We start from the raw sequence: 23,432 nt of genomic DNA on the forward strand, positions 1-23,432 counted from the left end.
GGCTTTCCCGCCGTGGTGGTTGTTCGCTGTTGCGCCTGCGGCGGGCGTGGGCTTGTCGGGTGCGGTGACAGCCCTACGGACTTCGTCCTACGGTCTGTCCCCTCCCGTGGGTGGGTGGGAAGACAGGCCGGTGGGGGCGGGCCCCGTCCGTCGACTTCCTGCATGCGAGGGCTCACGGGGACCCCCACCGGTCTTCTCTCCCCCCACTTACGGGAGGGGGCGGACCGCAGGACGGAGTCCGGAGGGCCGCACCCGCTGCCGAAAACGCCCCGCGCAGCGGCACCAGCCCGCCGCAGGCGCAACGGCGCGAAAGCCAGACGAGTCGGCGGCAGCAAAGCGCAGCGGAGGGGCCCGCCGCCAGGCGAACCAAGCGAAACCCCCACGGCGGGCCAGCCGAAAACGTGGGAAGCCAGCCAAGCGCAGCGTCTAGCGCTCTGGGAGGCTGATCACCGGAAAGCTCCCCGTATTGGTCGGCGCGTTCTCCGGCAGCCACAAGACGGACACGGCGCCCGTCGAACCGTCGGTGACCTCATCCGCGTTGCGGAACGTCAGACGTGCGCCCAGCACCCGCGCCTGGCCCGCCGCGATGGTCAGGCCCAGGCCGTGGCCACGCCCCGCCCGGTCGCTGCTGCCGGTACGGAAACGACTGGGGCCCTCCCGCAGCAGCGCCTCGGGGAAACCACCGCCGTGGTCACGCACCCGCACCACCCGGCCCTCGACGGTCACCTCGATCGGCGGCTTGCCGTGCCGGGCGGCATTGGCGATGAGATTGCCCAGAATCCGCTCCAGGCGACGCGGATCCGTCGTGACCTCCGCGTCCCGTACGACCTCGACGGTGATCTCCGGATCCAGCGCCCGCACCCGGCGGGAGACGAACTCGCCGATCATCACGTCCTGCAGCTCCGCGCGCTCGGCGTAACCGTCGAGCCGCGCCACCTCCAGCACGTCCTCCACAAGGGTGCGCAGCGCCTGCGCCCGGTCACGCACCAGCTCCGAGGGGCGGCCCGGCGGCAGCAGCTCCGCCGCCGTCAGCAGACCCGTGACCGGAGTGCGCAGCTCATGCGCGATATCGGCGGTGACCCGGCGCTCGGCCTCGATGCGCTCCTGCAGGGCGTCCGACATCGCGTCCACCGCCCAGGCCAGATCGTCGGTCTCGTCGTGCACCCGGCCGCCGCCGACCTCGTCGCGGATACGCACCGAGGTGTCACCGTCGGCCAGCTTGCCCGCCGCCGCGGCCGCCTTGCGCAGCCGACTGGAGAGCCGCCCGCCCACCAGGACGCCCAGCGCACAGCCCCCCACCACGACCGCGGTCGAGCCGATCAGCAGCGCCTGATCCAGATCGTCCAGGACGGCGAAGCGGTCCGGGAAACGGTCGTGGACCGACAGCACCCGGCCGTTGCTCAGCGGCGAAGCCGCCCACACCTCCGGGGCAGTCTCACCGGTGTCCTGCAGGTAGGTCGCCCGCTTGTTCTTGGCGACCTCCGCGCGCAGCGCCGGCGGCAGCGCCGGATCGTCGATCTTCGCGCCGAACTGCAGCCGGTTGGTGGACTCGAAGATCTTCTGCGTGAAGTTGAGCCGCTCGACCTGAACGTCCCGGCTGTTGTCGAGCATGGAATGGCGGGCCGCATTGTGCACGACAAGGCTCAGCGCGATCGCGACCAGCGCTCCGACGAGCGCGATCGCGGCGCTGAGCTTCCATCTCAGACCCGTCCGCAGGGCCAGCCTGACCACCGGAGGTGTCAGCCTCTCAGCTTGTAACCGAAGCCGCGGACCGTCTCGATCCGGTCCTGGCCGATCTTGCCGCGCAACCGCTGGACGTGCACATCCACGACCCGGGTGTCGCCACCCCAGCCGTAGTCCCAGACCCGCTCCAGCAGCCGGTCGCGCGAAAGGACCGTACCCGGCGCGTTGGAGAACTCCAGCAGCAGCCTCATCTCGGTGGGCGTCAGCGCGACGTTCTCGCCGCCCTTGCGCACCTCCATGCCCTCAGTGTCGACCTCCAGATCACCGAACCGCAGCACCGCCTCCGCCGCATCGTCCGCCTCCGCGGCGGCGGGCCGCGCGCCCTCCGGGCCGCTGGCGTGACCGAAGCGGCGCAGCACCGCGCGGATCCGGGCCACCAGCACCGCGCCGTCGAACGGCTTGGTGACGTAGTCGTCCGCGCCCGCCTCCAGCCCGAGCACCACATCAATGGAGTCGGCACGCGCCGACAGCATGATCACCGGAACCGTCGACTCGTCCCGGATCCGGCGGCACAGACTGACACCGTCGAGGCCCGGCACCATCACATCGAGCAGCGCGATGTCCGGACGGTTGGCGCGGAACGCCTCCAGGCCCGCCAGCCCGTCGGGCATCGCGGTGACCACGAAACCGTCCCGCTCCAGCGCCAGCTGAGTGGCCTCACGAATGACGTCGTCGTCCTCGACGAAGAGCACATGGGTCTCGGCCATGCGGTTGTCTCAACCCTCCGATGCCATGCCGTCGTCCGGCTGCGGGCCGTCGGCGGTGGTCTTGCTGTAGTCGGTGTGGTACTTCGCGAACTCGGTGAAGCGGCCGTCCGCCCAGTGATAGGTCAGCACGTCCTCCCCGGAGGGACAGCACACCTTGTCGCCGGCCTCATAGGTCTGCTTGGAGACCTCCAGCTCACCCTTGTTGACCCCGGCGGAGACCGACGGCTGCTCGTTCGCATACACGTTGTCATACCCGCTCTTCGCGCCACTGTCCCTGCGGTAGACGTAAGAGCCGATACCCACCGAATCCGCGCAGGTCATGACATTGACGATGACATCAGGAGACTTGCCGCCGGTCAGCGACGCATACGTCACCTCGACCGGATACTCATCGGCGGCACACGGCTTGTACAGGGACTTCTTCACATCCGCGCCGACCTTCGGGTCGTCCCTCATCAGCGCGACGGCGTCGACCTTCTTGAAGCCGGCGGACGAGGTCGGGCTGGGCGCACTGCTCACCGCACCCCTCGGCGCGGGCGTATGGCCGGCCGCCCCCTCACTGCGGACGCCCTCGCCCCCCGGATTGCACCCGGCCAGCAAAAGGCCGACGGCGGCCACCCCTGCCGTGGCCGCGCCGCCGCCTTTGGTCAACCCGATCCTGGTCAACCTGTTCCTGGACAAACCGCTCCCGCTCACCGCGCTGCTCGCACAGCCGCCGCTCCCGCTGCTGTTCCTGATGTGATTGTCGCGCGTGGAGTCGTGAACCGTACGGCCCCTGCGGGGGTGACGGCCATCTCATGCCGGGCCGCCGCACATAATGCCGCGCTGTTCGTCGTCGCGCCGATCGTCGTCGTCCCGCTCCGTGCCGGATGCCGCGAGCCGACGGTCAGGCCGCGCACCGCTCCCGCTCCTGCTCGCCGCGCTCCAGCATCCGCGCGTCGATGTCCCGCATCTGCAGCTCCTGCCGCAGTCGGGCCAGCGCACGGTGCAGCGTGCTCTTCACCGTACCCGTCGACATACCGAGCGCGGCAGCGGTCTCCTCCGTGCTCATCTGCTCCCAGTGCCGCAGCACCACGACGCTGCGCTGCTTGGGAGCCAGCACCCCGAGGATGTCCATCAGCAGGGCACGGTCGGCGCGCTGCTCGGTGCCGTCGTCCACGCTCGCGTCCGGGAGCTGCTCGGTGGGCACCTCCTCCAGCTTGCGCGCCCGCCACCACTCCGTCCGCGTGTTGATCATGACGCGGCGCAGGTAGGCGTCGGCCAGCGACTTGTCCGCGATGCCGTCCCAGCGGCCGTACGTGCGCACCAGTGCCGTCTGCAGCAGATCCTGCGCGTCGACCGGATCGGGCACCAGGCGCCGGGCGCTGCGCAGCAGGGCCTCCTGCCGCGTACGAACGTACTCTTCGAAGTCCAGTACCTTGCCGCCGCTGGTCGCCATTCCGACGCCTCCGATCCGCATTGCGATTCCCCACGTTGTCCGCGCCGGTGGTCGTCTTCTCCAGCGCGAGGAAGACGCTACGGAGGGGGTGTTGCGGCGTAGTGTGCGTCGGGCCCACAGCGAATGCACGGAAAACCGTCGGTTGTGTAACAGCCCTCCGGGGGTCATACCTCGGGTGGACGGCGCGTCCAGGCGGGTCATACTCCGGGGGGACAAGCGCCCCCACCACAAGGCCTACAAGCCACGTTGAGGCGGCCGCCGGGCCGCGCTGAGGCCCCCCTCAACCAACACGGAGCGCGCCTGCCGGGGATCGAGTTCCGACGGCATGAGGCGCTGGTATGAGGTGCTGACATGGGGTGCTGACATGAGGTCAGGGCGTGGCCAGGGCGGCTGCGCCTTGGCCGGAGGCTCTCGGCAGACGAGCGGCCAAGGCGCGGCGGCCAGGTTGCGACGGCTGGGGCGCCACGGCTGGGGCGCCACGACCGGGGCGCCACGGCTGGGGCCGATGGCCGCAATGCGACGGCCAGGCGCCCCGGCCGCGACATGCCGGCCGTCGTGCCCGCCCTACGACAGCGGCAGCCGGTACCGGCCACCGCCCAGCGGCTCCACCAGGCCATCGGAGACCAGGCCGTCCAGCGCCCGGGCCCGCTGCACCGGCTCGTCCCACACCGCGTCCAGCACCTGCTGCGGAACCGGCGTCACCGCCTCGCGCAGCACGGCGAGCAGCTTCCCGCGCACCTGCCGGTCGGTACCCGCGTACGTCTGCGTCCGCCGCGGCGGACCGTCGTGCGCCGGGGAGCCCGCCAGCCGCCAGGCGCACTGCGCGGCGATCGGGCAGCGGTGACACTCCGGCGTGCGCGCCGTACACAACAGCGCACCGAGCTCCATCGTGGCGGCCGCCCAGCGCGCGGCCAGCCGCTCGTCATCGGGCAGCAGCTGACGGGCGAGCTTGCGCTCCGCGGCGGTGGTGGCGTTCGGCGGGTACTGCCGGCCGGCCACCGCGCGGGCGAACACCCGGCGCACATTGGTGTCCAGCACGGCGTGCCGCTGCCCGTACGCGAAGGACGCCACCGCCGCGGCGGTGTACTCGCCGACACCGGGCAGCGCCAGCAGCTGGCTGTGCTCGCGCGGCACGTCGCCGCCATGCCGCTCCTGTATGGCGGACGCGGCGGCATGCAGGCGCAGCGCGCGCCGCGGATAGCCCAGCCGACCCCAGGCACGAACCGCCTCGCCCGGCGCCTCGGCGGCCAGATCGGCGGGGCGCGGCCAGCGGGCCAGCCACTGCTCGTACACCGGCAGCACTCTGCTGACCGGGGTCTGCTGCAGCATGAACTCGCTCACCATCACGCCCCAGGCGCCCGCCTCGGGGCGGCGCCAGGGCAGATCGCGGGCGTGCTCGTCGAACCAGTCGGTGACCAGGCCGTGCAGCGCGGTCCCGTCTGCGGCCCCCGCGGCCGGGATGGCGGCGGAAGCGGTCTCGGCGGCGGCGGTCGTGGCAGTGGAGGTGACAGGCGTCGAAGTCATGGCACCGTCGATCCTGGCACGTCCAGGGGCACCCGGGAAACGCGCCGGGCCCGCCCCGCCGAACGCCCACCCGCACGCAGGACGACTACATGCGCACGGGTGGCGGCTACCGGCGGTACGCACGAGCCGACGACGAGCCGACGGCGGGCTAGCGGGAGGTCGACGATGAGCCGACGACGGGCCGACGACGGGCCGCCGACGGGCTGATGACGAGCCGACGGCGGCCCGGCGGGAGGTCGGTGACGGGCCGATGAGGGCCGGGCTTGAAGCGGGTGGCCTGCGGAAGGGGAGGTAGGGCCAGGCTTGAGACGGGTGAACCGAGAAGGCTCGGAGCGGGCCCGGACCTGCGACTACAATCCGAGGGGACTGATTACTCTCCGTAATCGTTGCTTGAATAGTGGAGGCGGCGAGCGAGCGAGGATGCCGGTGCGTCACGGAGAGGGATGCGGACACGTGGCGGAGTAGGGATGCAGGCGCAGGGGGCGCGGCGATGCGGGCGCAGGGCGGAGCAGGGATGCGGGCGCGCGGCGGAGAGTGGAGCGGACACGGCATGAGCGATACGGAAGCCGACGGCGGCAGAGCAGCCAGCGGCGGTACGAAGGCCACCGGCGGCGCGGCGGGTACAGGCCGCGCGGCGGAGGCGGACGACGCGGGCGAAGCTGGCGCCGTGGCGGACGCGGGCGCAGTGGGCGAAGCCGCGGCCTGCCCCGTGGCGATCCGGCGGGCGCTGGCCGCGCATACGACCATGACGCTTGCGTACGTGGATGAGGACGGACCGCAGGCCTGCGCGGTGCTGTACGCAGCCGAAGCGCTGGGCGCGGCGAACCCGGCCGGCTCCGGCGACGGCGATGGTGCCGGTGCCGGTGCCGGTGCCGGAGCCGGAACCGATGAAGCCGATGAAGCCGATGATGCTGGAGCCGGTGATGGCGATGGCGCCGGCGCTGGCACCAGAACGGCCCCGGCCGGTCCGCCCTCCGGCCCCGTGCTGTACTTCGTCACCGCGACCACGACCCGGCACGGCCGGGCCCTCGCCGAGCCCGGTGCCCCGGTCGCGTTCACCGCGCAGCGGGACGGCCAGGAGTGGAGTGGGTTGACGGGGCTACAGGGCCGGGGCCGCTGCCGGCCCCTGACCGGTGCCGACCGTGCGGCCGGCTGGCGGACCTACACCGAGCGCTTCCCCTTCGTCGAGGCGAGCGACCGGCTCCGCGCCGCACTCGAGCGCACCACCCTGTGGGAGCTGCGCCCCGACTGGCTGCGACTGATCGACAACGGGAAGGGCTTCGGCCACAAGGAGGAGTGGCGGCGACCGAATGCCCCGTAGTCCCTCTAGTCCCTGTATCCGCGTGCGGCGCTCCATAGCGCCCGTAGCCCCGTGCGGCGCTCCATGGCCCCATGCCCCTCATGCCCCTCATGGCCCCCATGGCGTCTATAGCGCCGCGTTGCGCCCTGTAGTTCTTCCGCCAGCGCCCCGTAGCGCCTAAGCCGGCAAGCGCCCCGTACTGCCTAAGCCGGCAAGCGCCCCGTAGTGCCTAAGCCAGTAAGCGCCTCGTAGTTCCTAGGCCTCGACCAGCACCCGCCACCGGCCCGCCCGCATTCGCAGGACCAGGTCGGTCGCCGGAGGGCCGAGGAGTGCCGCGCCGAGTGCCGCCACCGCCGCGCCCAGGGCCAGGCCGGCGGCCACGTCGTGCGGGTAGTGGACGCCGACGAACACCCGGGAGAAGCCGGTGAGCAGGGCGATCGGCAGTGCCGCCCAGGCGGTGGCCCGCCAGGCGATGGCGATGCCGACCGCCAGCGCCGCGGCGATCGTCGAGTGGTTGCTGGGGAAGGACCAGTCGCCCTCGGGCGGGCAGGGCACGATCGAGGCGGCCGCGCCCGCCACCGCACGGCATGGGCGCTCCTCGTCCATCAGGCTCTTGATCAGTTCGCTCAGCAGGTACGCGACCGCGGTGGCTATCGGCACCAGCACCGCGAGCGCGACGCTTCGCGCCGTGCCGCTGCGGGACCGCCACCACCCCAGGACCGCCACCGCCATCAGGAGCAGCAACCCGCCCTCGGTGCCGATGTCGGCGAGGGTGCGGAGCCAGTTGGGCGCGTCGTGCGCCAGGTCGGTGAGATCGCGGTAGAGGTCGATGCTGTTCATGATCATCAACGGTACGGCCGTGGCGGCGCCGGTGCGGCGTACGGACGTCGGAAGGGGGTAACCGGCGATGAGGAGCGGAACCCGGCGAAAGCGGGAAGGGGCCCCGGAGGGAGCGGGACGCGGTACCTGGTGAAAGCGGGAGGGGGTACCCGGCGAAAGTAAGGCCGGAGGGAGCAGACCTCGCCTAACGGGGCATCAGGCCCGTTACGGCGGTAAACGCGGCCGGCGAGCCGACTCCGGGCCGATAATGGGAAAAGTTGCAGCCGGATGCGGCGGGTAGTGGCCGGTGTGGCCACGGATCTCTCGTAGAGTTTCCGCGTGGGATCACTGCGCAATCCGATCGGGCCGCTTCCCTCCTCCATCTACTGGCGGCGGAGGGCCGTTGCGCTGGCCATCGTCGTCCTGCTCACCGTTCTGGTCGTCTGGGCCCTCAATCTGGGTGGCGACGGCGGCGCGAACAGCGATGAGGGCAAGGGCGGTTCGCACAGCAAGGGACCCGCGACGTCCATCACGCCCGGCCCCTCCTCCACCGGCCCGGCGATCACTCAAAAGCCGGGCGGGCGCGACGAGTCGAGCGGCGGCGGGGAGTCGGGCTCGGACTCCGGCTCCGGCGGCGGTTCGGGAGCCTCCGACGGCGGCGGTGCCGGTGGCGGCTCCGGCTCGGGCGGTTCCGGTTCGGGGTCCGGCAGTGGTCCGATCGGTCAGGGCTCCGGAAGCGCGGTGCCGGCCGGTTCGTCCCTCCCCAACTGTGCATCACCCAAGGTGGAGTTGGCCCTCCGTAGCGTCAAGGAGTCCTACGCGCCCGGTAAGCGGCCGACGTTCGAGCTGACGGTCAAGAACACGGCCGGTGCGGCCTGCAAGGTGGACCTCGGGCAGAAGGCCGCGGTGGTCACCATCACCGACACCGCCGGAGACGACCCGGTGTGGGCCTCGAACGACTGCCCGTCGGGCACCGCCCCCGCGCTGCTGAAGGTGCCGGCCGAGGGCTCCGTGAAGCGCACCCTCGGGTGGGACCGCCACGCCAGTGCCCCGCGGTGCGCGACGCCGAGTTCGGCGACGGTGCCGGCCGGCAAGTATCTGATCGAGGCGAAGGTGCCGGGCCTGAAGGCGGTCCGTACGTCGTTCGTCCTGGATGAGGACTGACGTACCGAGTTGCGGTTTGCCGCTGGCGACTTGAGGGGTGACGCCCGCGTCGAGGGCGGCTGACCTCCGCGGCCAGAGCCGCTGATATCCGCAGCCAGGGCCGTCCGCCGCGCGGAGGCTGATCGCTCTGGGCGATTCCGCTGAGAGCGTGTGGTGCTGGTCTCGCCCGCGGGCCTCCGGCACAGTCGCCGTCATGAGACTACTGATGCTGGGCGGAACGGAGTTCGTGGGCCGAGCGGTCACCGAGGCGGCGCTGGCGCGGGGTTGGCAGGTGACGGTCTTCCATCGCGGGACCCACGCGCCGCCGGAGGGCGTGACCGCGCTGCACGGCGACCGGACGGACGCCGCGGGGCTCGCGACGCTGGAGGACGGCGCATGGGACGCCGTCGTCGATACGTGGAGCGGTGCGCCCGTGGCCGTACGGGATGCGGCGCGTCTGCTGGCCGGCCGGGCCCGGAGCTACGTCTACGTCTCCAGCCGGTCCGTGTACGCGTACCCGGCGGCGTACGGCCTCGGCGAGGACGGCCCGGTGGTGGCCGGGTCCGCCGACGCGACGGACTCCGGCGACTACGCGGCGGCCAAGCGGGGCGCCGAACTGGCCGCGCTCGACGCCTTCGGGGACCGGGCGCTGCTGGTCCGCGCGGGCCTGATCCTCGGGCCGTACGAGAACATCGGGCGGCTGCCGTGGTGGCTGGGCCGGATCGCCCGCGGTGGCGCGGTGCTGGCGCCCGGTCCGCGGGAGACGGCCCTTCAGTATGTGGACGTCCGCGATCTCGCCGAGTGGACCCTCGACGCCGTGCGGTCCGGTCTCGGCGGGGCGTACAACCTGGTGAGCGGGACCGGCCACGCCACCATGGGTGAGCTGCTGGAGAGCTGTGTGAAGGTCACCGGCTCGGACGCGGAGCTGCGCTGGACCGCCCCCGAGGACGTGCTCGCCGCCGGCATCGAGCCGTGGACCGAGCTGCCGGTCTGGCTGCCTCCGGGCGAGATGCACGACACGATGTACGGCGCGGATGTCTCCAAGGCGCTGGCGACGGGGCTGCGTTGCCGCCCCGTCGGCGAGACGGTGGCGGACACCTGGTCCTGGCTGCGGTCCATCGGCGGGACGGCGCCGCAGCGTCCGGACCGGCCGTCGGTGGGGCTGACGGAGGAGAAGGAGGCGGCGGCCCTGCGGTAGGCGCAGGCGGTGGTGGCTCATGGGGGGGGCGGCTGCACGGCCTGTTCGTCGCGGCGTGCGGGCGTCAATGTCAATGGGGGCCGGCGCCTGAGCGTGGACCCGTGAAGCGGAAAGTCCGCTGCCCGGTGTGTCATACCGGGCAGCGGACTTTCTTGGCGCGGCCCGGTATGACACACGGGGGCAGCGGACTTTCTTGGCGCGGCGTCGGCGGGACGAGTCCTCGCCGGGTGGAGAGCTGGAGCTGCACGCTCTGAGCTGGTCCCGCTCAGAGATGTCCCGGGCTCATGTCCGGGGCGGGGGCGGGGTGGTCAGCCGATGGGGTTGACGAAGGTGGCCGGGTGGGTGGCGCCGCGCTGGTCGACGAGGGTGCCCCAGGGCCACTTGATGGTGATCGACTTGGTCTCGTTGGGCGGGGTGATGTCCGCGTAGGCGGGCTGGTAGAAGCCCTTGTCTTCCTTGGTCATGGCGACGTTGATCGTGAAGTCGGTGCTGTCCCCGGGCCCCAGGGTGATCGAGCCGTGCTTGGCCGACGAGCGGGCCAGCGACCAGCGCTGGCCGCCGTTCTCGGATTTGAGGTCCACGCCCGCGAAGCCGCCGATCGTGCAGCTGCGGCTGCCCTTGTTGGTCAGCACGACGCTGGCGGTGGTCGCCCCGGCCGCGTCCGGGTCCGGGATCGCATCGCCGCCCGTGGCGAACGTCGCCTTCAGGCCGGAGGTGTGGCACCGCTCGACGCCCGAGCCCGCCTTGCCACCGCCGGCGCCGTGCGCGCCGCCCGACTGCTTGCCCGTGGCGCCCGTCTTGGTGTCGGCCTTGGTGCCGGGGCTCGCCTGGGCGCCGGAGTCCTGCGCTCCGGCGGAGGAGCCCGCGCCGCTGGACTCGGCGCCGGCCGTGCCCGTTTCCGTGTGCGCCGTGGGCTTCGTGCCGGTGGCGTCCGAGCCGGAGCAGGCGGTCAGCGTAAGGCCGGCGGCTGCGGTCAGGGCCGCGACGGCGATGCGAAGGGTGCGGCGACGAGCGGAGCGGACAGTGGTGCTGGAGCTCATTTCAGGTCCCCCGGGGCGGTCGGTGTCGTTGTTTCCTCGGTACGTCACCCACTCTGCTCGGGGCCGCTATCGCAGGGATGCCGCGCCGCTAACGTCCGGCTAACACGGGTGTGAGCTGGGGAAGGACGCCAGCCAAGGAGGACCCGAAGAACCAGGCCGCGCTACCTAGGGACTGTCCGGTGGGTCAGGGTCGGAAAGCCAAGTCCTGGTGCCCCCGGACGTACCTTCAGTGGCCCGCTAGACGTCCCGCTAGACGTCCCGCCAGACATACCGCTAGACGTACCGCTCCAAGATCGACGACTCCGCCAGGCGGGACAGGCCCTCGCGTACCGAGCGGGCGCGGGCCTCGCCCACGCCGTCGACGGTCTGGAGGTCGTCGACGCTGGCCGCGAGCAGCTTCTGCAGGCCGCCGAAGTGGTCGACGAGGCGGTCGATGACCGTGCCGGGGAGGCGGGGGACCTTCGCCAGCAGGCGGAAGCCGCGCGGGGAGACGGCGGAGTCCAGGGTCTCGGGGGCGCCGCTGTAGCCCAGCGCGCGGGCCACGATGGGGAGTTCGAGCAGCTCGGTGTGGGTCAGGGCGTCGAGCTCGGAGAGCGCTTCGGCGACCGTGCGGGAGCGCTTGGCGGTGGGTTCGGGGACGTAGTCGCGGACGACCAGCTCGCGCTCGGGCTCCACGCCGGCGATCAGCTCTTCGAGCTGGAGGGTGAGGAGCCGGCCGTCCGTGCCGAGCTCGACGACGTACTCGGCGATCTCGGTGGCGATCCGGCGGACCATCTCCAGGCGCTGGGCGACCGCGGTGACGTCGCGGACCGTGACCAGGTCCTCGATTTCGAGTGCGGAGAGCGTGCCGGCGACCTCGTCCAGACGGAGCTTGTAGCGCTCCAGGGTGGCCAGGGCCTGGTTGGCGCGGGAGAGGATCGCGGCGGACTCCTCCAGGACGCGGCGCTCGCCGTCCACGTACAGGGCGATCAGGCGCATGGACTGGCTGACCGAGACGACGGGGAAGCCGGCCTGGATGGAGACGCGCTGGGCCGTGCGGTGGCGGGTGCCGGTCTCCTCGGTGGGGATGGAGGCGTCGGGGACCAGCTGGACGCCTGCGCGCAGGATCTTGGTGATGTCCTTGTCGAGGACCAGGGCGCCGTCGAGCTTGCACAGCTCGCGCAGGCGGGTGGCGGTGAACTCGACGTCGAGGACGAAGCCGCCGGTGCACATGGTCTCGACGGTCTTGTCGAAGCCGAGGACGATCAGCCCGCCGGTATTGCCGCGCAGGATGCGCTCCAGGCCGTCGCGCAGTGCGGTACCGGGCGCGACGGCGCTCAGCGAGGCGCGCATCAGGCTCTCGGTGCCGGGGTTCCCACCGGACCTGCCGGGAGTCGATGCCCGGTCGTTGGCTGCCACTGCACTCCTCCGTCACACGGTCTGTCGGTCCGCAGGCCGCTCGCCCCATTGCTGCGGTTGGCGTACCAGCGGAGCGTACGTGGCCGGCAGGCAATTCTGCGGTGACGGGCGAGACCAGGGCAAAGTCTACCGGCGTGCGCCCTCGTCCTGTGGGGCCTCCCGGCGTACCCGCTTGGGCAGGACGCTCAGGGCCTGTCCGACGTCGGCGACCTCCAGGACCCGCATCCCGTCGGGGATCTTGCCGGGGTCGGCGGGGACCAGGGCGTGGGTGAAGCCGAGCCGGGCCGCCTCGGAGAGCCGGCGCTGGACGCCGGTGACGCGTCTGACCTCGCCGGCGAGGCCCACCTCGCCGATGGCGACCAGGTTCTTGGGCAGGGGGGTGTCGCTGGCGGCGCTGGCGAGTGCCAGGGCGACGGCGAGGTCGGCGGCGGGCTCGGTGAGCTTCACGCCGCCGACCGTCGCGCTGTAGATGTCGCGTTTGCCCAGGGCGCTGATCCGGCCGCGCTGCTCCAGGACGGCCAGCATCATCGAGACCCGGGAGGTCTCCAGGCCGGAGGTGGTGCGCCGGGGCGAGGGGATCTGGGAGTCGACGGTCAGCGCCTGGACCTCGGCGACCAGCGGGCGGCGGCCCTCCAGCGTGACCGTCAGGCAGGTGCCGGGCACCGGCTCGGCGCGGCGGGTCAGGAACAGGCCCGAGGGGTCGGTGAGGCCGGTGATCCCTTCGTCGTGCAGCTCGAAGCAGCCGACTTCGTCGGTGGTGCCGTAGCGGTTCTTGACGCCGCGCACGAGGCGGAGGCGGGCGTGCCGGTCGCCTTCGAAGTGCAGGACGACGTCGACGAGGTGTTCCAGGAGGCGGGGGCCGGCGATGGCGCCGTCCTTGGTGACGTGGCCCACCAGGAGCGTGGACATGCCGCGTTCCTTGGAGGCGCGGATCAGGGCGCCGGCGACCTCGCGGACCTGGGCCATACCGCCGGGCGCGCCGTCGATCTCCGGGGAGGCGACGGTCTGGACGGAGTCGAGGACGAGGAGGGAGGGCTTGACGGTGTCGAGGTGGCCGAGGACGGCGGAGAGGTCGGTCTCGGCGGCCAGGTAGAGGTGGTCGTTGATGGCGCCGATGCGGTCGGCGCGCAGCCGTACCTGGCTCGCGGACTCCTCGCCGGTCACGTAGAGCGTGCGGTGGGCGTCGGAGGCGGCCTTGGCGGCGGCGTCCAGGAGGAGGGTGGACTTGCCGACGCCCGGTTCGCCGGCCAGCAGCACGACGGCGCCGGGGACCAGGCCGCCGCCCAGCACCCGGTCCAGCTCGTCCACGCCGGTGGAGCGGGCGGCGGCCTGCTTGCCGTCGACCTGGCCGATGGGCAGTGCGGCCGTCGTGACACGGCCGGGCGCGGTGGTGCGCACCGCGGGGGTGCCGCCGAACTCCTCGACGGTGCCCCACGCCTGGCACTCGGGGCAGCGGCCGAGCCACTTCGCGGTGGTCCAGCCGCATTCGGTGCAGCGGTAGGAGGGACGCTCCTTGCCCGACGTTTTACGCGTTGCCATGGGGTCACCGTAGCGGCGGGGTCTGACAACGCCCTCCGCCGAGTCCTCGCGGAGCGGGACACCGGTGGGCTCCGCCCCGTCCCTGTCTCTGTCGCGGTCTCTGTCGCCGTCCGGTTGCGCCGAGCGGGTGGCGCACGCCGAGCGCGTCCTTGCCCGAATGGCCGATTCATGTCCCCTTTTGAGGGAGAAGGTCACCCGTAAGGGTTAAAAGTGTGCCGGGCGAGCAGGCCTGGCTTCATCATCCCCCTACCGTCGCCGGGGTGATGAGCAGCAGGCCCGAGCACCCCACGCACTCCACCGGCGCACACCGGTCGCGCGGCGACGGCCGGCGCCGGAGCCGGCCGCAGCCCGCCGAGCGGCCCGAGCGGCCCGAGCCGCTCGGCCCGGGCGAACGCGACGACGGCTACGAGCCGTATCTGGACGGGCTGTTCACGTACTGCCTGTCCGTCCTGTGCGACCACGACGCGGCGGCGGCGGTGCTCGGCGAGATGCTCGCGCTCGCGGAGCAACGCCGCGGCCGGCGCCCAGGCGACCCCGCACTGCACCGCTCCTGGCTCTACGCGCTGGCCCGATGGGCCTGCCTGCGCCGGCTCGCCGAGCGGACCGGGTCCGCCAGAAGGCCGGGCGGCACCGCGGCCGGCAAGCCGGGCGCCACACCAGGCGGCGCTTCGGACGGCGCACCGGCCGGCTCCGCGGGTCCCGCGGCCGTCCGCGACGCCGAGCGGCGGCAGCGGGAACTGGCCGCGCTGGCCTGGCCGGAGGCCGCGGGCACCACCCCCGAGCAGCGCGAGGCGCTGGAGCTCTCGGTGCGCCATCACCTCTCCGCCGACGAGGTCGCCGCGGTGCTCGGCGCCGACCCGATCGCCACCCGCGCGCTGCTGGCCACCGCGTCCTGCGAGGTCGAACGGACCCGGGCGGCGCTGGCCGTCGTCGAGTCGGGGCGATGTCGGGAGGTCGCGCGGCTGGCGGGCGACAGCCAGATGCTGCTGGGCGCGGCGCTGAGCCGGGAGCTGGTGCGCCATGTCGACGACTGCGCCGAGTGCCGGCGGACCGCCGAACGGGCAACCGTGCCGGGGTCGTGGCCGGGCACCGAGCCGGTGGCCCGGGGCACGCTGCCGCTGGTCGGCGCTCCCGGACAGGCCGTGCTGGCCGCGCTGGCGGCGGCCCGGCGCTCCCGGTCGGGGCGCGCGGAGGGCGTGCCCGGCGTCGGCCGCGGTGGCCGGGCACGCGGGGCAAACGGTTCTCCTCGCTACGACCGCGACGGCTTCCCCGTGGGCGCCCCCACGGACCGGGCCGCCCGGCGCCGCAGGCTGCGGGCCCGGGCGCTGACCACCACCGTCGTCGCCACGGTGGTGGCGGCGCCGGTGCTGGCCCTGTGGGCGGCCTACCGCGGCGCGCCCGCCACCGGGGAGGCCGCGAACGAATCACCGGCGGTGACGGCCAGCGACACGGACAGCGGCGCGCAGCTGGGCGGCCGCCCGTACGAGAACGCCGGCAACGCCCGGACGACGCCCGAGCCCGGCTCCCGCGCCGGCGCGGGACTGTCGGACGTGTCCGTCGAGGTGGTCGACGGGGACGGCGGTGCGCCGCGGTCGGGCGAGCGGGCCGGCCGGGCGGCCCGGGGCCCGGGCCGGCTGACGGTGGCCGCGCAGCCGAGCGGCGGGACGACGGTCATCACGCTCAGCGCCTCGGGGGGTGCGCCGGTGCGCTGGACGGCCTCGTCGGGTGCGCCGTGGCTGCTGATGAGCCATACGGCGGGCTCGCTGCGGCCGGGGCAGTCCACGACGATCACGGTCTATGTCGACCACGACCGGGAGCCCGCGGGCCGGTGGCGGGCCAGGATCGCCATCGGACCGGGCAGGACCGCCGTGACGATGGAGGGCTTCGGCGCCCCGGAGCCGGGCCCCGGCCCGCAGGACCCGACGCCCACCAAACCGGCGCCGACCCCCTCGGGCCCGGCGTCCACGCCCACGCCGACCCCGGCGGACCCGTCCCCCACGCCCACTCCCACGGCTTCCACGCCGACGCCATCCCCGACCACCCCGGAACCGACCTCGAGGCCGTCGAACACCACGCACCCCGCAGGCTGAGACAGCACGACGGCGGGCCGGGCAGCGAATGCGCCACGGCCCGCCGGGAAGGCCTCACGGCCCGCCGGGGAAGGCGACGCCACGGTGGCAAGCGACGCCGCCGTCCCGCCCCAGGGCCGCGCGGGCCTCGTCTACTGCGCGGAACCCTTCTCCGCCGCGGAACCCTTCTCCGCCGCGGAACCCTTCTCCTTCGCGGACGCCGCAGGCTGCGCGGACTCCGCGGACTTCTCCGGCTTCGCTGGCTTCCCCGGCTTCCCCGGCTTCGCCGGCCTCGGATCCGCCGGATGCGGCGCCATCGGCAGCGTCGCCGCCAGCCGCTCCTCGCACAGCTCGGCGAGCTTGGCGTAGCCCTTCTTGCCCATCAGCTCGGTCAGCTCCGGCTTGTACGAGACGTACACCGGCTCACCGGCACCGTGCGCCGACGTCGCGGACGTGCACCACCAGTGCAGGTCGTGGCCGCCGGGGCCCCAGCCGCGCCGGTCGTACTCGCCGATGGTCACCTGCAGCACCTGGGTGTCGTCCGGCCGGTCGATCCAGTCGTAGGTGCGCCGGATCGGCAGCTGCCAGCAGACGTCCGGCTTGGTCTCCAGCGGTTCGCGGCCCTCGCGCAGCGCGAGGATGTGCAGCGAGCAGCCCGCGCCGGCCGGGAAGCCGGGGCGGTTCTGGAAGATGCACGAGCCCTGCCAGCGGCGGGTCTGCCGCTCGCCGTCGTCGTCCTCCTCGACCCAGCCGCTCTGCGTGCCGACGTCGTGGAACTGCCACAGGTCGGGCGTGAGCCGCGCCACGTGCCGGGCCACCCGCTTCTCGTCGTCGTCGTCCGAGAAGTGCGCGCCGAGCGTGCAGCAGCCGTCGTCGGCCCGGCCGGCCTGGATGCCCTGGCAGCCGCTGCCGAAGATGCAGGTCCAGCGGGAGGTCAGCCAGGTCAGGTCGCAGCGGAAGAGCTGCTCGTCGTCGGCCGGGTCGGGGAAGGTGACCCACGCGCGGGCGAAGTCGAGGCCGACCTCGTCGGCCGGGGGCTGCGCCCCAGCAGCCGCCCGGGCGCGCCGCTTTTCGTCCTTCTTCAGCGCTTTTTCGTGCTTCGCCTTTTTCGTCTTTGCCACAGGACCAGCGTACGGGGGTCGGTACGGCCTTGAGGAATTGCCGAATCCGGCCCCGGCGCGAGTCCTGGCGCGCAGCGGGCCGCGGGCCGGGAACCACCGCGCCGTGAGGAGCGGGCCACCGGCGCAGTAGGTTTCCCCGTATGAGACTCGGTGTCCTCGATGTGGGTTCGAATACGGTCCATCTCCTGGTGGTGGACGCGCACCCGGGCGCGCGCCCGCTGCCCGCCTATTCGCACAAGGCGGAGCTGCGCCTTGCCGAACTCCTCGACGAGGCCGGTGCCATAAGCGAAGCCGGGGTGGAGCGCCTGGTGGCGACCGTCCTGGAGGCGCTGCAGGTGGCCGAGGACAAGGGCGTCGAGAGTGTGCTGCCGTTCGCCACGTCCGCGGTGCGCGAGGCGTCCAACGGCGAGGAGGTGCTGCGCCGGGTCGCCCTGGAGACCGGCGTCGAGCTGCAGGTGCTCTCCGGTGAGGACGAGGCGCGGCTCACCTTCCTCGCGGCCCGCCGCTGGCTGGGCTGGTCCGCCGGCCGGCTGCTGGTGCTGGACATCGGCGGCGGCTCGCTGGAGATCGCCTTCGGCCTCGACGAGGAGCCGGACGTGGCGGTGTCGCTGCCGCAGGGCGCCGGCCGGCTCACGGCGAGCTACCTGCCGGGCGACCCGCCCGACCCGGACGACGTGCGAGCGCTGCGCCGCCGGGTACGGGCCGAGATCGCCAAGGTGGTGAGCGAGTTCACCCGGTACGGGACCCCCGACCAGGTCGTCGGCACGTCCAAGACCTTCAAGCAGCTGGCCCGGATCGCGGGCGCCGCGCGCTCGGCCGAGGGCCTGTACGTCCAGCGCGAGCTGACCCGCAGGAATCTGGAGGAGTGGGTGCCGCGGCTGGCCACGATGACCGTCAAGGAGCGCGCCGCGCTGCCCGGGGTGTCCGACGGCCGGGCGCGGCAGCTGCTGGCCGGGGCGCTGGTCGCCGAGGCCGCGATGGACCTGTTCGGGGTGGAGACGCTGGAGATCTGCCCGTGGGCGCTGCGGGAGGGCGTCATCCTGCGGCGGCTGGACCATCTGCCCGCGTGAGACTCGTCACGCCCGCACGGGAGGGGTGCCACGCGCATCGCCCCAGCCCCACCGGCCACGGTGCTCTCACGGGGCGGGGAGACCTGCGCCGACAGGGGCCGTGGCCGTCCGGATCTCCTGCCCCCGGTACAGGTGCGGCCCGTACGCTGTCCCTCGTGACAGAGCCAGTGGTGCGCATCCCGGATGCGAAGGTCGCGCTGTCCACGGCCTCGGTGTATCCGGAGTCGACGGCGACGGCCTTCGAGATCGCCGCGCGCCTGGGCTACGACGGCGTCGAGGTCATGGTGTGGACCGACCCGGTCAGCCAGGACGTCGAGGCGCTGCGCAGGCTCTCCGATTACCACGGCGTACCGGTCCTGGCCGTGCACGCGCCCTGTCTGCTGATCACCCAGCGGGTCTGGTCGACCGACCCGTGGGTCAAGCTGCAGCGCGCCCGCAACGCTGCCGAGAAGCTCGGCGCCTCCACCGTCGTCGTCCACCCGCCGTTCCGCTGGCAGCGCAGCTACGCCCGGGAGTTCGTCCGCGGGGTGTGGCGGATGGCGGGCGAGACGGACGTGCGGTTCGCCGTCGAGAACATGTACCCGTGGCGCTACCGGGACCGCGAGATGCTGGCGTACGCCCCGGACTGGGACCCCACCAACGACGACTACCGGCACTTCACCGTCGACCTGTCGCACACCGCCACCGCCCGCAACGACGCGCTGGCGATGGTGGAGCGGATGGGCGACCGGCTGGCGCACGTCCACCTCGCCGACGGCAACGGCTCCGCCAAGGACGAGCACCTGGTGCCGGGGCGCGGCAGCCAGCCCTGCGCGGAGGTGCTGGAGCGGCTGGCCGCCACCGGCTTCGACGGGCATGTGGTCGTCGAGGTCAACACCCGCCGGGCGATGTCCGCCGCCGAACGCGAGGCCGACCTGGCCGAGGCGCTGGCCTTCACCCGGCTGCATCTGGCCTCGCCGAGCCGGGTCCCGGGTTCGTGAGCGAGCCCGCGGACGAGTCGCCCGAGCGGCCCGCCCGCCGCCGGGGACGCCCGGCACGTGCCGCCGCCGAGGCCGGGCCCGGCGCCCGGGACCGGATCCTGGCCGCGGCCCGTACCGAGTTCGCCGAGCGCGGCTACGACAAGACCTCGGTGCGCGGTATCGCCAAGGCGGCCGGGGTGGACGCGGCGCTGGTGCACCACTACTTCGGCACCAAGGAGCAGGTCTTCGCGGCGGCCATCGAGCTGTCCTTCGCGCCCGCGCTGACCATGCCCGACGCCCTCGTGGGCGGCGGCGCCGAGGTGGGCGAGCGGATGGCCCGCTTCATGTTCGGTGTCTGGGAGAACCCGGTCAGCCGGCCGCCGCTGCTGGCGATCATGCGTTCGGCGCTGACGAACGACACCGCGGCGGCGGTGCTGCGCGGGCTGATCGAGCGCCGGATGCTGCAGCGGCTGGCGGGCGAACTGCGCGTCCCCGACCCCGAGTTCCGGGTGCAGCTGGCCGCGAGCCACCTCATCGGCATCGCGCTGCTGCGCTATGTGATCAAGATGGACCCGGTCGCCTCCGCGGACACGGAGGAGATCATCGCGATGGTCGCGCCGACGCTCCAGCGGTACCTGACCCAGCCGTAGGGGATGCCCGCCCTGGCCCGTAGGGGAGGGGCGAACGGATCCCGTAGGGGACGCGAGGGCCCCCTGCGGGGCCACAACGCACGGCCACCGGGAGGTATTCCGCACGGCCACCGGAAGGCATTCCGCGCGGCCCCCGGGAAGTGTGGGAAGTGTTCATCTGTGGTCGAGGAGGAGGGCCGACCCCGTCCGCACTCTGGGCGGTCGTCTCACATGCCGGAGTCGGCGTCCAGATCTTGGATCAAGAGCGTAACCTCGGACTCAGCTGCTACATGATTTCCGAGGGAGTGACCATCGTGCCTGAGCTGAGGTCCCGCACCGTTACCCATGGCCGCAACATGGCGGGCGCCCGCGCCCTTATGCGGGCCTCGGGTGTAGCGAGCGAGGACATCGGCAAGCCGATCGTCGCCGTGGCCAACTCCTTCACCGAGTTCGTGCCCGGCCACACCCACCTCGCCCCGGTCGGCCGGATCGTCTCCGACGCCATCCGGGCCGCCGGCGCCGTCCCCCGCGAGTTCAACACCATCGCCGTCGACGACGGCATCGCCATGGGCCACGGCGGCATGCTCTACTCGCTGCCCTCCCGCGACCTGATCGCGGACTCCGTCGAGTACATGGTCGAGGCGCACTGCGCCGACGCGCTGATCTGCATCTCCAACTGCGACAAGATCACCCCGGGCATGCTGATGGCCGCGATGCGGCTGAACATCCCGGTGGTCTTCGTCTCCGGAGGCCCGATGGAGGCCGGCCAGGCCACCCTCGTGGACGGCACGGTCCGCAAGCTCGACCTGATCAACGCCATCGTCGACTCGGTCAACGACAGCGTCTCGGACGAGGACGTGCTGCGCATCGAGGAGAACGCCTGCCCGACCTGCGGTTCGTGTTCCGGCATGTTCACCGCCAACTCGATGAACTGCCTGACCGAGGCCATCGGCCTGTCGCTGCCCGGCAACGGCTCGGTCCTGGCCACCCACACCGCCCGCAAGGCGCTCTACGAGAACGCCGGCCGCACGGTCGTGGAGATCACCAAGCGCTACTACGAGGACGGCGACGAGTCCGTCCTGCCGCGCAACATCGCCACCCGCGCCGCCTTCGAGAACGCCATGGCGCTCGACATCGCCATGGGCGGCTCCACGAACACGATCCTGCATCTGCTCGCCGCCGCCCAGGAGGCCGAGCTGGACTACGACCTCAAGGACATCAACGAGGTCTCGCGGCGCGTCCCCTGCCTGGCCAAGGTCGCCCCCAACGTGGCGCCCGGCGGCACGTACTACATGGAGGACGTGCACCGCGCCGGCGGCATCCCCGCGATCCTCGGGGAGCTCTACCGCGGCGGACTGCTCAACGAGGACGTGCACTCCGTCCACTCCGCGACCCTCGCCGAACACCTCAAGACCTGGGACGTGCGCGGCGGTTCCCCCTCCGCCGAAGCCGTCGAGCTGTGGCACGCCGCCCCCGGCTGCAAGCGCTCGGCGACCGCCTTCTCCCAGTCCGAGCGCTGGGAGACCCTGGACACCGACGCCGAGGGCGGCTGCATCCGCTCCGTCGAACACGCCTACTCCAAGGACGGCGGACTGGCCGTCCTCAAGGGCAACATCGCCGAGGACGGCTGCGTGGTGAAGACCGCCGGCGTCGACGAGTCCATCTGGACCTTCGAGGGCCCGGCCGTGGTCTGCGAGTCGCAGGAAGAGGCCGTCGACAAGATCCTCACCAAGCAGGTCAAGGAGGGCGACGTCGTCGTCATCCGCTACGAGGGCCCCAAGGGCGGCCCCGGCATGCAGGAGATGCTCTACCCCACGTCGTTCCTCAAGGGCCGCGGCCTGGGCAAGGCCTGCGCGCTGGTCACCGACGGCCGTTTCTCCGGCGGCACGTCCGGCCTGTCCATCGGCCACGCCTCCCCCGAGGCGGCCTCCGGCGGCACCATCGCCCTCGTCGAGGACGGCGACCGCATCCGCATCGACATCCCGGGCCGGACCATCGACCTCCTCGTGGACGACGCGACGCTGGCCGCCCGCCGGGAGGCCCTGGGCGGCGTGTACGCGCCCAAGCAGCGCGAGCGCAAGGTGTCGGCGGCGCTGCGGGCCTACGCGGCGATGGCCACCAGCGCGGACAAGGGCGCGGTGCGGGACGTGAACAAGCTGGGCTGAGCACACCGTTGACATACAAGGAGCCCCTCACGGACCGTGAGGGGCTCCTTGTACGTCGTGCGTACGGGGGCGTCAGGCGCCGGACAGCGACCCGCCCTTCACGGAGGCGACGAAAGACGCCCAGGAGGCCGCCTCGAAGACGAGGGCCGGGCCGTCCGGGTCCTTGCTGTCGCGGACGGGGACGAGGGCAGGGAGGCCGTCGGCGACCTCGATGCACGCGCCGCCGTCTTGGTTGCTGTAGCTGGACTTGCGCCAGGTGACGGTGCTCAGGTCGATGGATCGCACGGCACTTCCTCCAACGTCTGCATGATGAACTTGCGCGAGTCGGCCGGGCTCAAGGCCAGGTCGCGCACCGCATCGTACGCGTGTTGCAGACGCTCAACTGAAGTCGATTCCTGGACGAGTTCGCCCGAGTACCCGGTCTCCACCCAGGCCACGGTGCGGCCCCCGGGGAGGCGTAGGCACATGGTGTCGGTGTTCGACAGCGCATGGATCCCGGCGTCATATCGCACGACCTGGACGGTGACGTTGGGGCGCTCGCCCATAGTCATGAGGTGCTCAAGCTGCCGCTGCCACTCGGTGACATCAGCCAGTGGTGTGCGCAGCACAGCCTCGGACAGGATGGTGCGGAACTGCGGCGCATTGTCTGCGTGCAGCACCTCGCGGCGCCCTATGCGTGCGTCTACCTGCCGCGTCAGTTCGTCACCGCTGATTCCGCCTGCCGTGAGCAGAGCCCGTGCGTAGCCCTCTGTCTGGAGAAGCCCATGGATGGTGCTGACTCCGTAGTGCCAGAGGCTCACCGCTTCGGACTCAAGAAACATGTAGCGGCGGTACCGCTCCTTGAACTGCGTGGGATCCGCAGCCGCCAACTCCCACAGCGCCAGCAGCAGTCCGGGTGTCCCGTAGTGCTGGTCAAGCGCTTCGGCGACCTCCGGACTGCCGATCGTCTGCCCGCTCTCCATCTTCCCGAACAGGGACGGGTCCCAGCCCAGCGCCTTCCCGAGCTGCCGCAGGCTTTCTCCTCGCTTCGTGCGCAGTAATCGCAGCTCTTCCGCGAACCGCCGACGCGGCTCCTGGCTTCGTCCGGTGATGGCTGTCCTCGGCGGCATGGCGCCCCTCCGTGGAAGATGTGGAACTAACGGCCCAGGGCGTGCACTACGGCCCGCAAAATGCGGCCTCGCGCCCGCTCCCCGTCCATCCTCGTAATGACCGGGCCACTCACCGTAGTCGCGACCGGTCGGCCCCACAGGGAAAAACGGCGGACAGGAGCGGAGTCATGGCCACAGGTCGGATGGACGAGGCGGAGGCGGTGTGCGGGGAGCTGGCCGCGTTGCTGCGGCGGGCCGGCGTCGTGCTGCCGTCGCTGGGTGTCGACCCGGTGTCGTACGCCCGTGAACACCCCTATCCTCTGGTCGAGTTGGGGCGCTGCAATCTGGAGACGGCGCGCCGGTTGATCCGGGTGCTGGCGAAGGCCGAGCGGTGACGGCGTGACGGGTCGCGCCTACGTCTCGTACATCTCACCGTCGTGTCATATCGGCACTCACGCGGCTTGCGACAAGGGGGTGGAGGG

General features: G+C 72.4%; 21 protein-coding genes. 9 read left to right on the top strand and 12 right to left on the bottom strand.

Annotated elements, in window-relative coordinates; translation table 11 throughout:
• Positions 1-426: 426 nt before the first annotated feature.
• The 5 genes from cseC to ACZ5XZ_RS31180 all read right to left on the bottom strand — a co-directional run bounded on the left by cseC (position 427) and on the right by ACZ5XZ_RS31180 (position 5,412).
• Positions 427-1,731: a two-component system sensor histidine kinase CseC gene (cseC, locus tag ACZ5XZ_RS31160; RefSeq protein ID WP_468984034.1), complete on the bottom strand. Its 1,305-nt coding sequence runs from the start codon at positions 1,729-1,731 to the stop codon at positions 427-429.
• An 8-nt stretch (positions 1,732-1,739) separates the two neighbouring features.
• A complete protein-coding gene (gene cseB / locus ACZ5XZ_RS31165) occupies positions 1,740-2,450 on the bottom strand; it encodes a two-component system response regulator CseB (protein ID WP_468984037.1) in 711 nt (236 codons plus the stop codon).
• A gap of 9 nt (positions 2,451-2,459) precedes the next feature.
• Positions 2,460-3,068, bottom strand: a complete 609-nt coding sequence (locus ACZ5XZ_RS31170) for a hypothetical protein (RefSeq protein WP_468984121.1) — start codon at positions 3,066-3,068, stop codon at positions 2,460-2,462.
• 268 nt (positions 3,069-3,336) lie between these two features.
• The gene (locus ACZ5XZ_RS31175; protein ID WP_127155366.1) at positions 3,337-3,888 is read right to left on the bottom strand and encodes a SigE family RNA polymerase sigma factor; all 552 of its coding nucleotides are present in this window, start codon (positions 3,886-3,888) and stop codon (positions 3,337-3,339) included.
• Positions 3,889-4,452: 564 nt separating this feature from the next.
• On the bottom strand, positions 4,453-5,412 hold the full coding sequence (locus tag ACZ5XZ_RS31180; protein WP_468984040.1) for an HhH-GPD family protein: 960 nt from the start codon (positions 5,410-5,412) through the stop codon (positions 4,453-4,455).
• A gap of 550 nt (positions 5,413-5,962) precedes the next feature.
• Here ACZ5XZ_RS31180 and ACZ5XZ_RS31185 point away from each other — a divergent pair.
• Positions 5,963-6,733: a hypothetical protein gene (locus ACZ5XZ_RS31185; protein ID WP_468984043.1), complete on the top strand. Its 771-nt coding sequence runs from the start codon at positions 5,963-5,965 to the stop codon at positions 6,731-6,733.
• A gap of 234 nt (positions 6,734-6,967) precedes the next feature.
• On the opposite strand, the gene ACZ5XZ_RS31190 is transcribed toward ACZ5XZ_RS31185, so the two are convergent.
• Entirely contained in the window at positions 6,968-7,552 is a 585-nt protein-coding gene (locus ACZ5XZ_RS31190) for a phosphatase PAP2 family protein (protein WP_468984045.1), read from the bottom strand.
• Between the two features lie 318 nt (positions 7,553-7,870).
• Here ACZ5XZ_RS31190 and ACZ5XZ_RS31195 point away from each other — a divergent pair, with 318 nt between their 5' ends.
• Positions 7,871-8,695 carry a hypothetical protein gene (locus ACZ5XZ_RS31195; protein ID WP_468984047.1) on the top strand — a complete coding sequence of 275 codons (825 nt, stop codon included), beginning with the start codon at positions 7,871-7,873 and terminating at the stop codon, positions 8,693-8,695.
• A gap of 193 nt (positions 8,696-8,888) precedes the next feature.
• Positions 8,889-9,872, top strand: a complete 984-nt coding sequence (locus tag ACZ5XZ_RS31200) for an NAD-dependent epimerase/dehydratase family protein (protein ID WP_468984050.1) — start codon at positions 8,889-8,891, stop codon at positions 9,870-9,872.
• A gap of 308 nt (positions 9,873-10,180) precedes the next feature.
• On the opposite strand, the gene ACZ5XZ_RS31205 is transcribed toward ACZ5XZ_RS31200, so the two are convergent.
• The 3 genes from ACZ5XZ_RS31205 to radA form a co-directional block, all read right to left on the bottom strand.
• Positions 10,181-10,912 (bottom strand): DUF4232 domain-containing protein, encoded by a 732-nt coding sequence (locus tag ACZ5XZ_RS31205; protein ID WP_468984052.1) that lies wholly within the window; start codon positions 10,910-10,912, stop codon positions 10,181-10,183.
• Between the two features lie 273 nt (positions 10,913-11,185).
• The gene (gene disA / locus ACZ5XZ_RS31210; RefSeq protein ID WP_468984055.1) at positions 11,186-12,310 is read right to left on the bottom strand and encodes a DNA integrity scanning diadenylate cyclase DisA; all 1,125 of its coding nucleotides are present in this window, start codon (positions 12,308-12,310) and stop codon (positions 11,186-11,188) included.
• A gap of 126 nt (positions 12,311-12,436) precedes the next feature.
• A complete protein-coding gene (radA, locus tag ACZ5XZ_RS31215) occupies positions 12,437-13,849 on the bottom strand; it encodes a DNA repair protein RadA (RefSeq protein WP_468984057.1) in 1,413 nt (470 codons plus the stop codon).
• 263 nt (positions 13,850-14,112) lie between these two features.
• Between radA and ACZ5XZ_RS31220 the strand changes: the two genes are divergently transcribed.
• Positions 14,113-15,939, top strand: a complete 1,827-nt coding sequence (locus ACZ5XZ_RS31220) for a BACON domain-containing protein (RefSeq protein ID WP_468984060.1) — start codon at positions 14,113-14,115, stop codon at positions 15,937-15,939.
• Positions 15,940-16,070: 131 nt separating this feature from the next.
• Here ACZ5XZ_RS31220 and ACZ5XZ_RS31225 read toward each other — a convergent pair whose 3' ends face one another.
• Positions 16,071-17,039 carry a DUF3109 family protein gene (locus tag ACZ5XZ_RS31225; protein ID WP_468984062.1) on the bottom strand — a complete coding sequence of 323 codons (969 nt, stop codon included), beginning with the start codon at positions 17,037-17,039 and terminating at the stop codon, positions 16,071-16,073.
• Between the two features lie 140 nt (positions 17,040-17,179).
• On the opposite strand from ACZ5XZ_RS31225, the gene ACZ5XZ_RS31230 reads away from it, so the two are divergent.
• From ACZ5XZ_RS31230 to ilvD, 4 genes are all read left to right on the top strand, one after another.
• Entirely contained in the window at positions 17,180-18,109 is a 930-nt protein-coding gene (locus tag ACZ5XZ_RS31230) for a Ppx/GppA family phosphatase (protein ID WP_468984065.1), read from the top strand.
• Between the two features lie 155 nt (positions 18,110-18,264).
• The gene (locus ACZ5XZ_RS31235; protein WP_384428147.1) at positions 18,265-19,089 is read left to right on the top strand and encodes a sugar phosphate isomerase/epimerase family protein; all 825 of its coding nucleotides are present in this window, start codon (positions 18,265-18,267) and stop codon (positions 19,087-19,089) included.
• Positions 19,086-19,718 carry a TetR/AcrR family transcriptional regulator gene (locus ACZ5XZ_RS31240; RefSeq protein ID WP_468984067.1) on the top strand — a complete coding sequence of 211 codons (633 nt, stop codon included), beginning with the start codon at positions 19,086-19,088 and terminating at the stop codon, positions 19,716-19,718. Before ACZ5XZ_RS31235 ends, ACZ5XZ_RS31240 begins: the two co-directional genes overlap by 4 nt.
• A gap of 293 nt (positions 19,719-20,011) precedes the next feature.
• Positions 20,012-21,862 (top strand): dihydroxy-acid dehydratase, encoded by a 1,851-nt coding sequence (gene ilvD, locus ACZ5XZ_RS31245; RefSeq protein ID WP_468984070.1) that lies wholly within the window; start codon positions 20,012-20,014, stop codon positions 21,860-21,862.
• A gap of 72 nt (positions 21,863-21,934) precedes the next feature.
• Here the strand turns inward: ilvD and ACZ5XZ_RS31250 are convergent, their stop codons facing one another.
• A complete protein-coding gene (locus tag ACZ5XZ_RS31250) occupies positions 21,935-22,147 on the bottom strand; it encodes a DUF397 domain-containing protein (RefSeq protein WP_468984072.1) in 213 nt (70 codons plus the stop codon).
• On the bottom strand, positions 22,129-22,971 hold the full coding sequence (locus ACZ5XZ_RS31255) for a helix-turn-helix domain-containing protein (protein ID WP_468984073.1): 843 nt from the start codon (positions 22,969-22,971) through the stop codon (positions 22,129-22,131). The genes ACZ5XZ_RS31250 and ACZ5XZ_RS31255 overlap by 19 nt, the downstream gene beginning before the upstream one ends.
• Before the next feature lie 167 nt (positions 22,972-23,138).
• Between ACZ5XZ_RS31255 and ACZ5XZ_RS31260 the strand changes: the two genes are divergently transcribed.
• Positions 23,139-23,345, top strand: a complete 207-nt coding sequence (locus tag ACZ5XZ_RS31260; RefSeq protein WP_468984075.1) for a hypothetical protein — start codon at positions 23,139-23,141, stop codon at positions 23,343-23,345.
• Positions 23,346-23,432: the final 87 nt, after the last annotated feature.

This window comes from Streptomyces sp. NPDC033270 (genome assembly GCF_055576575.1).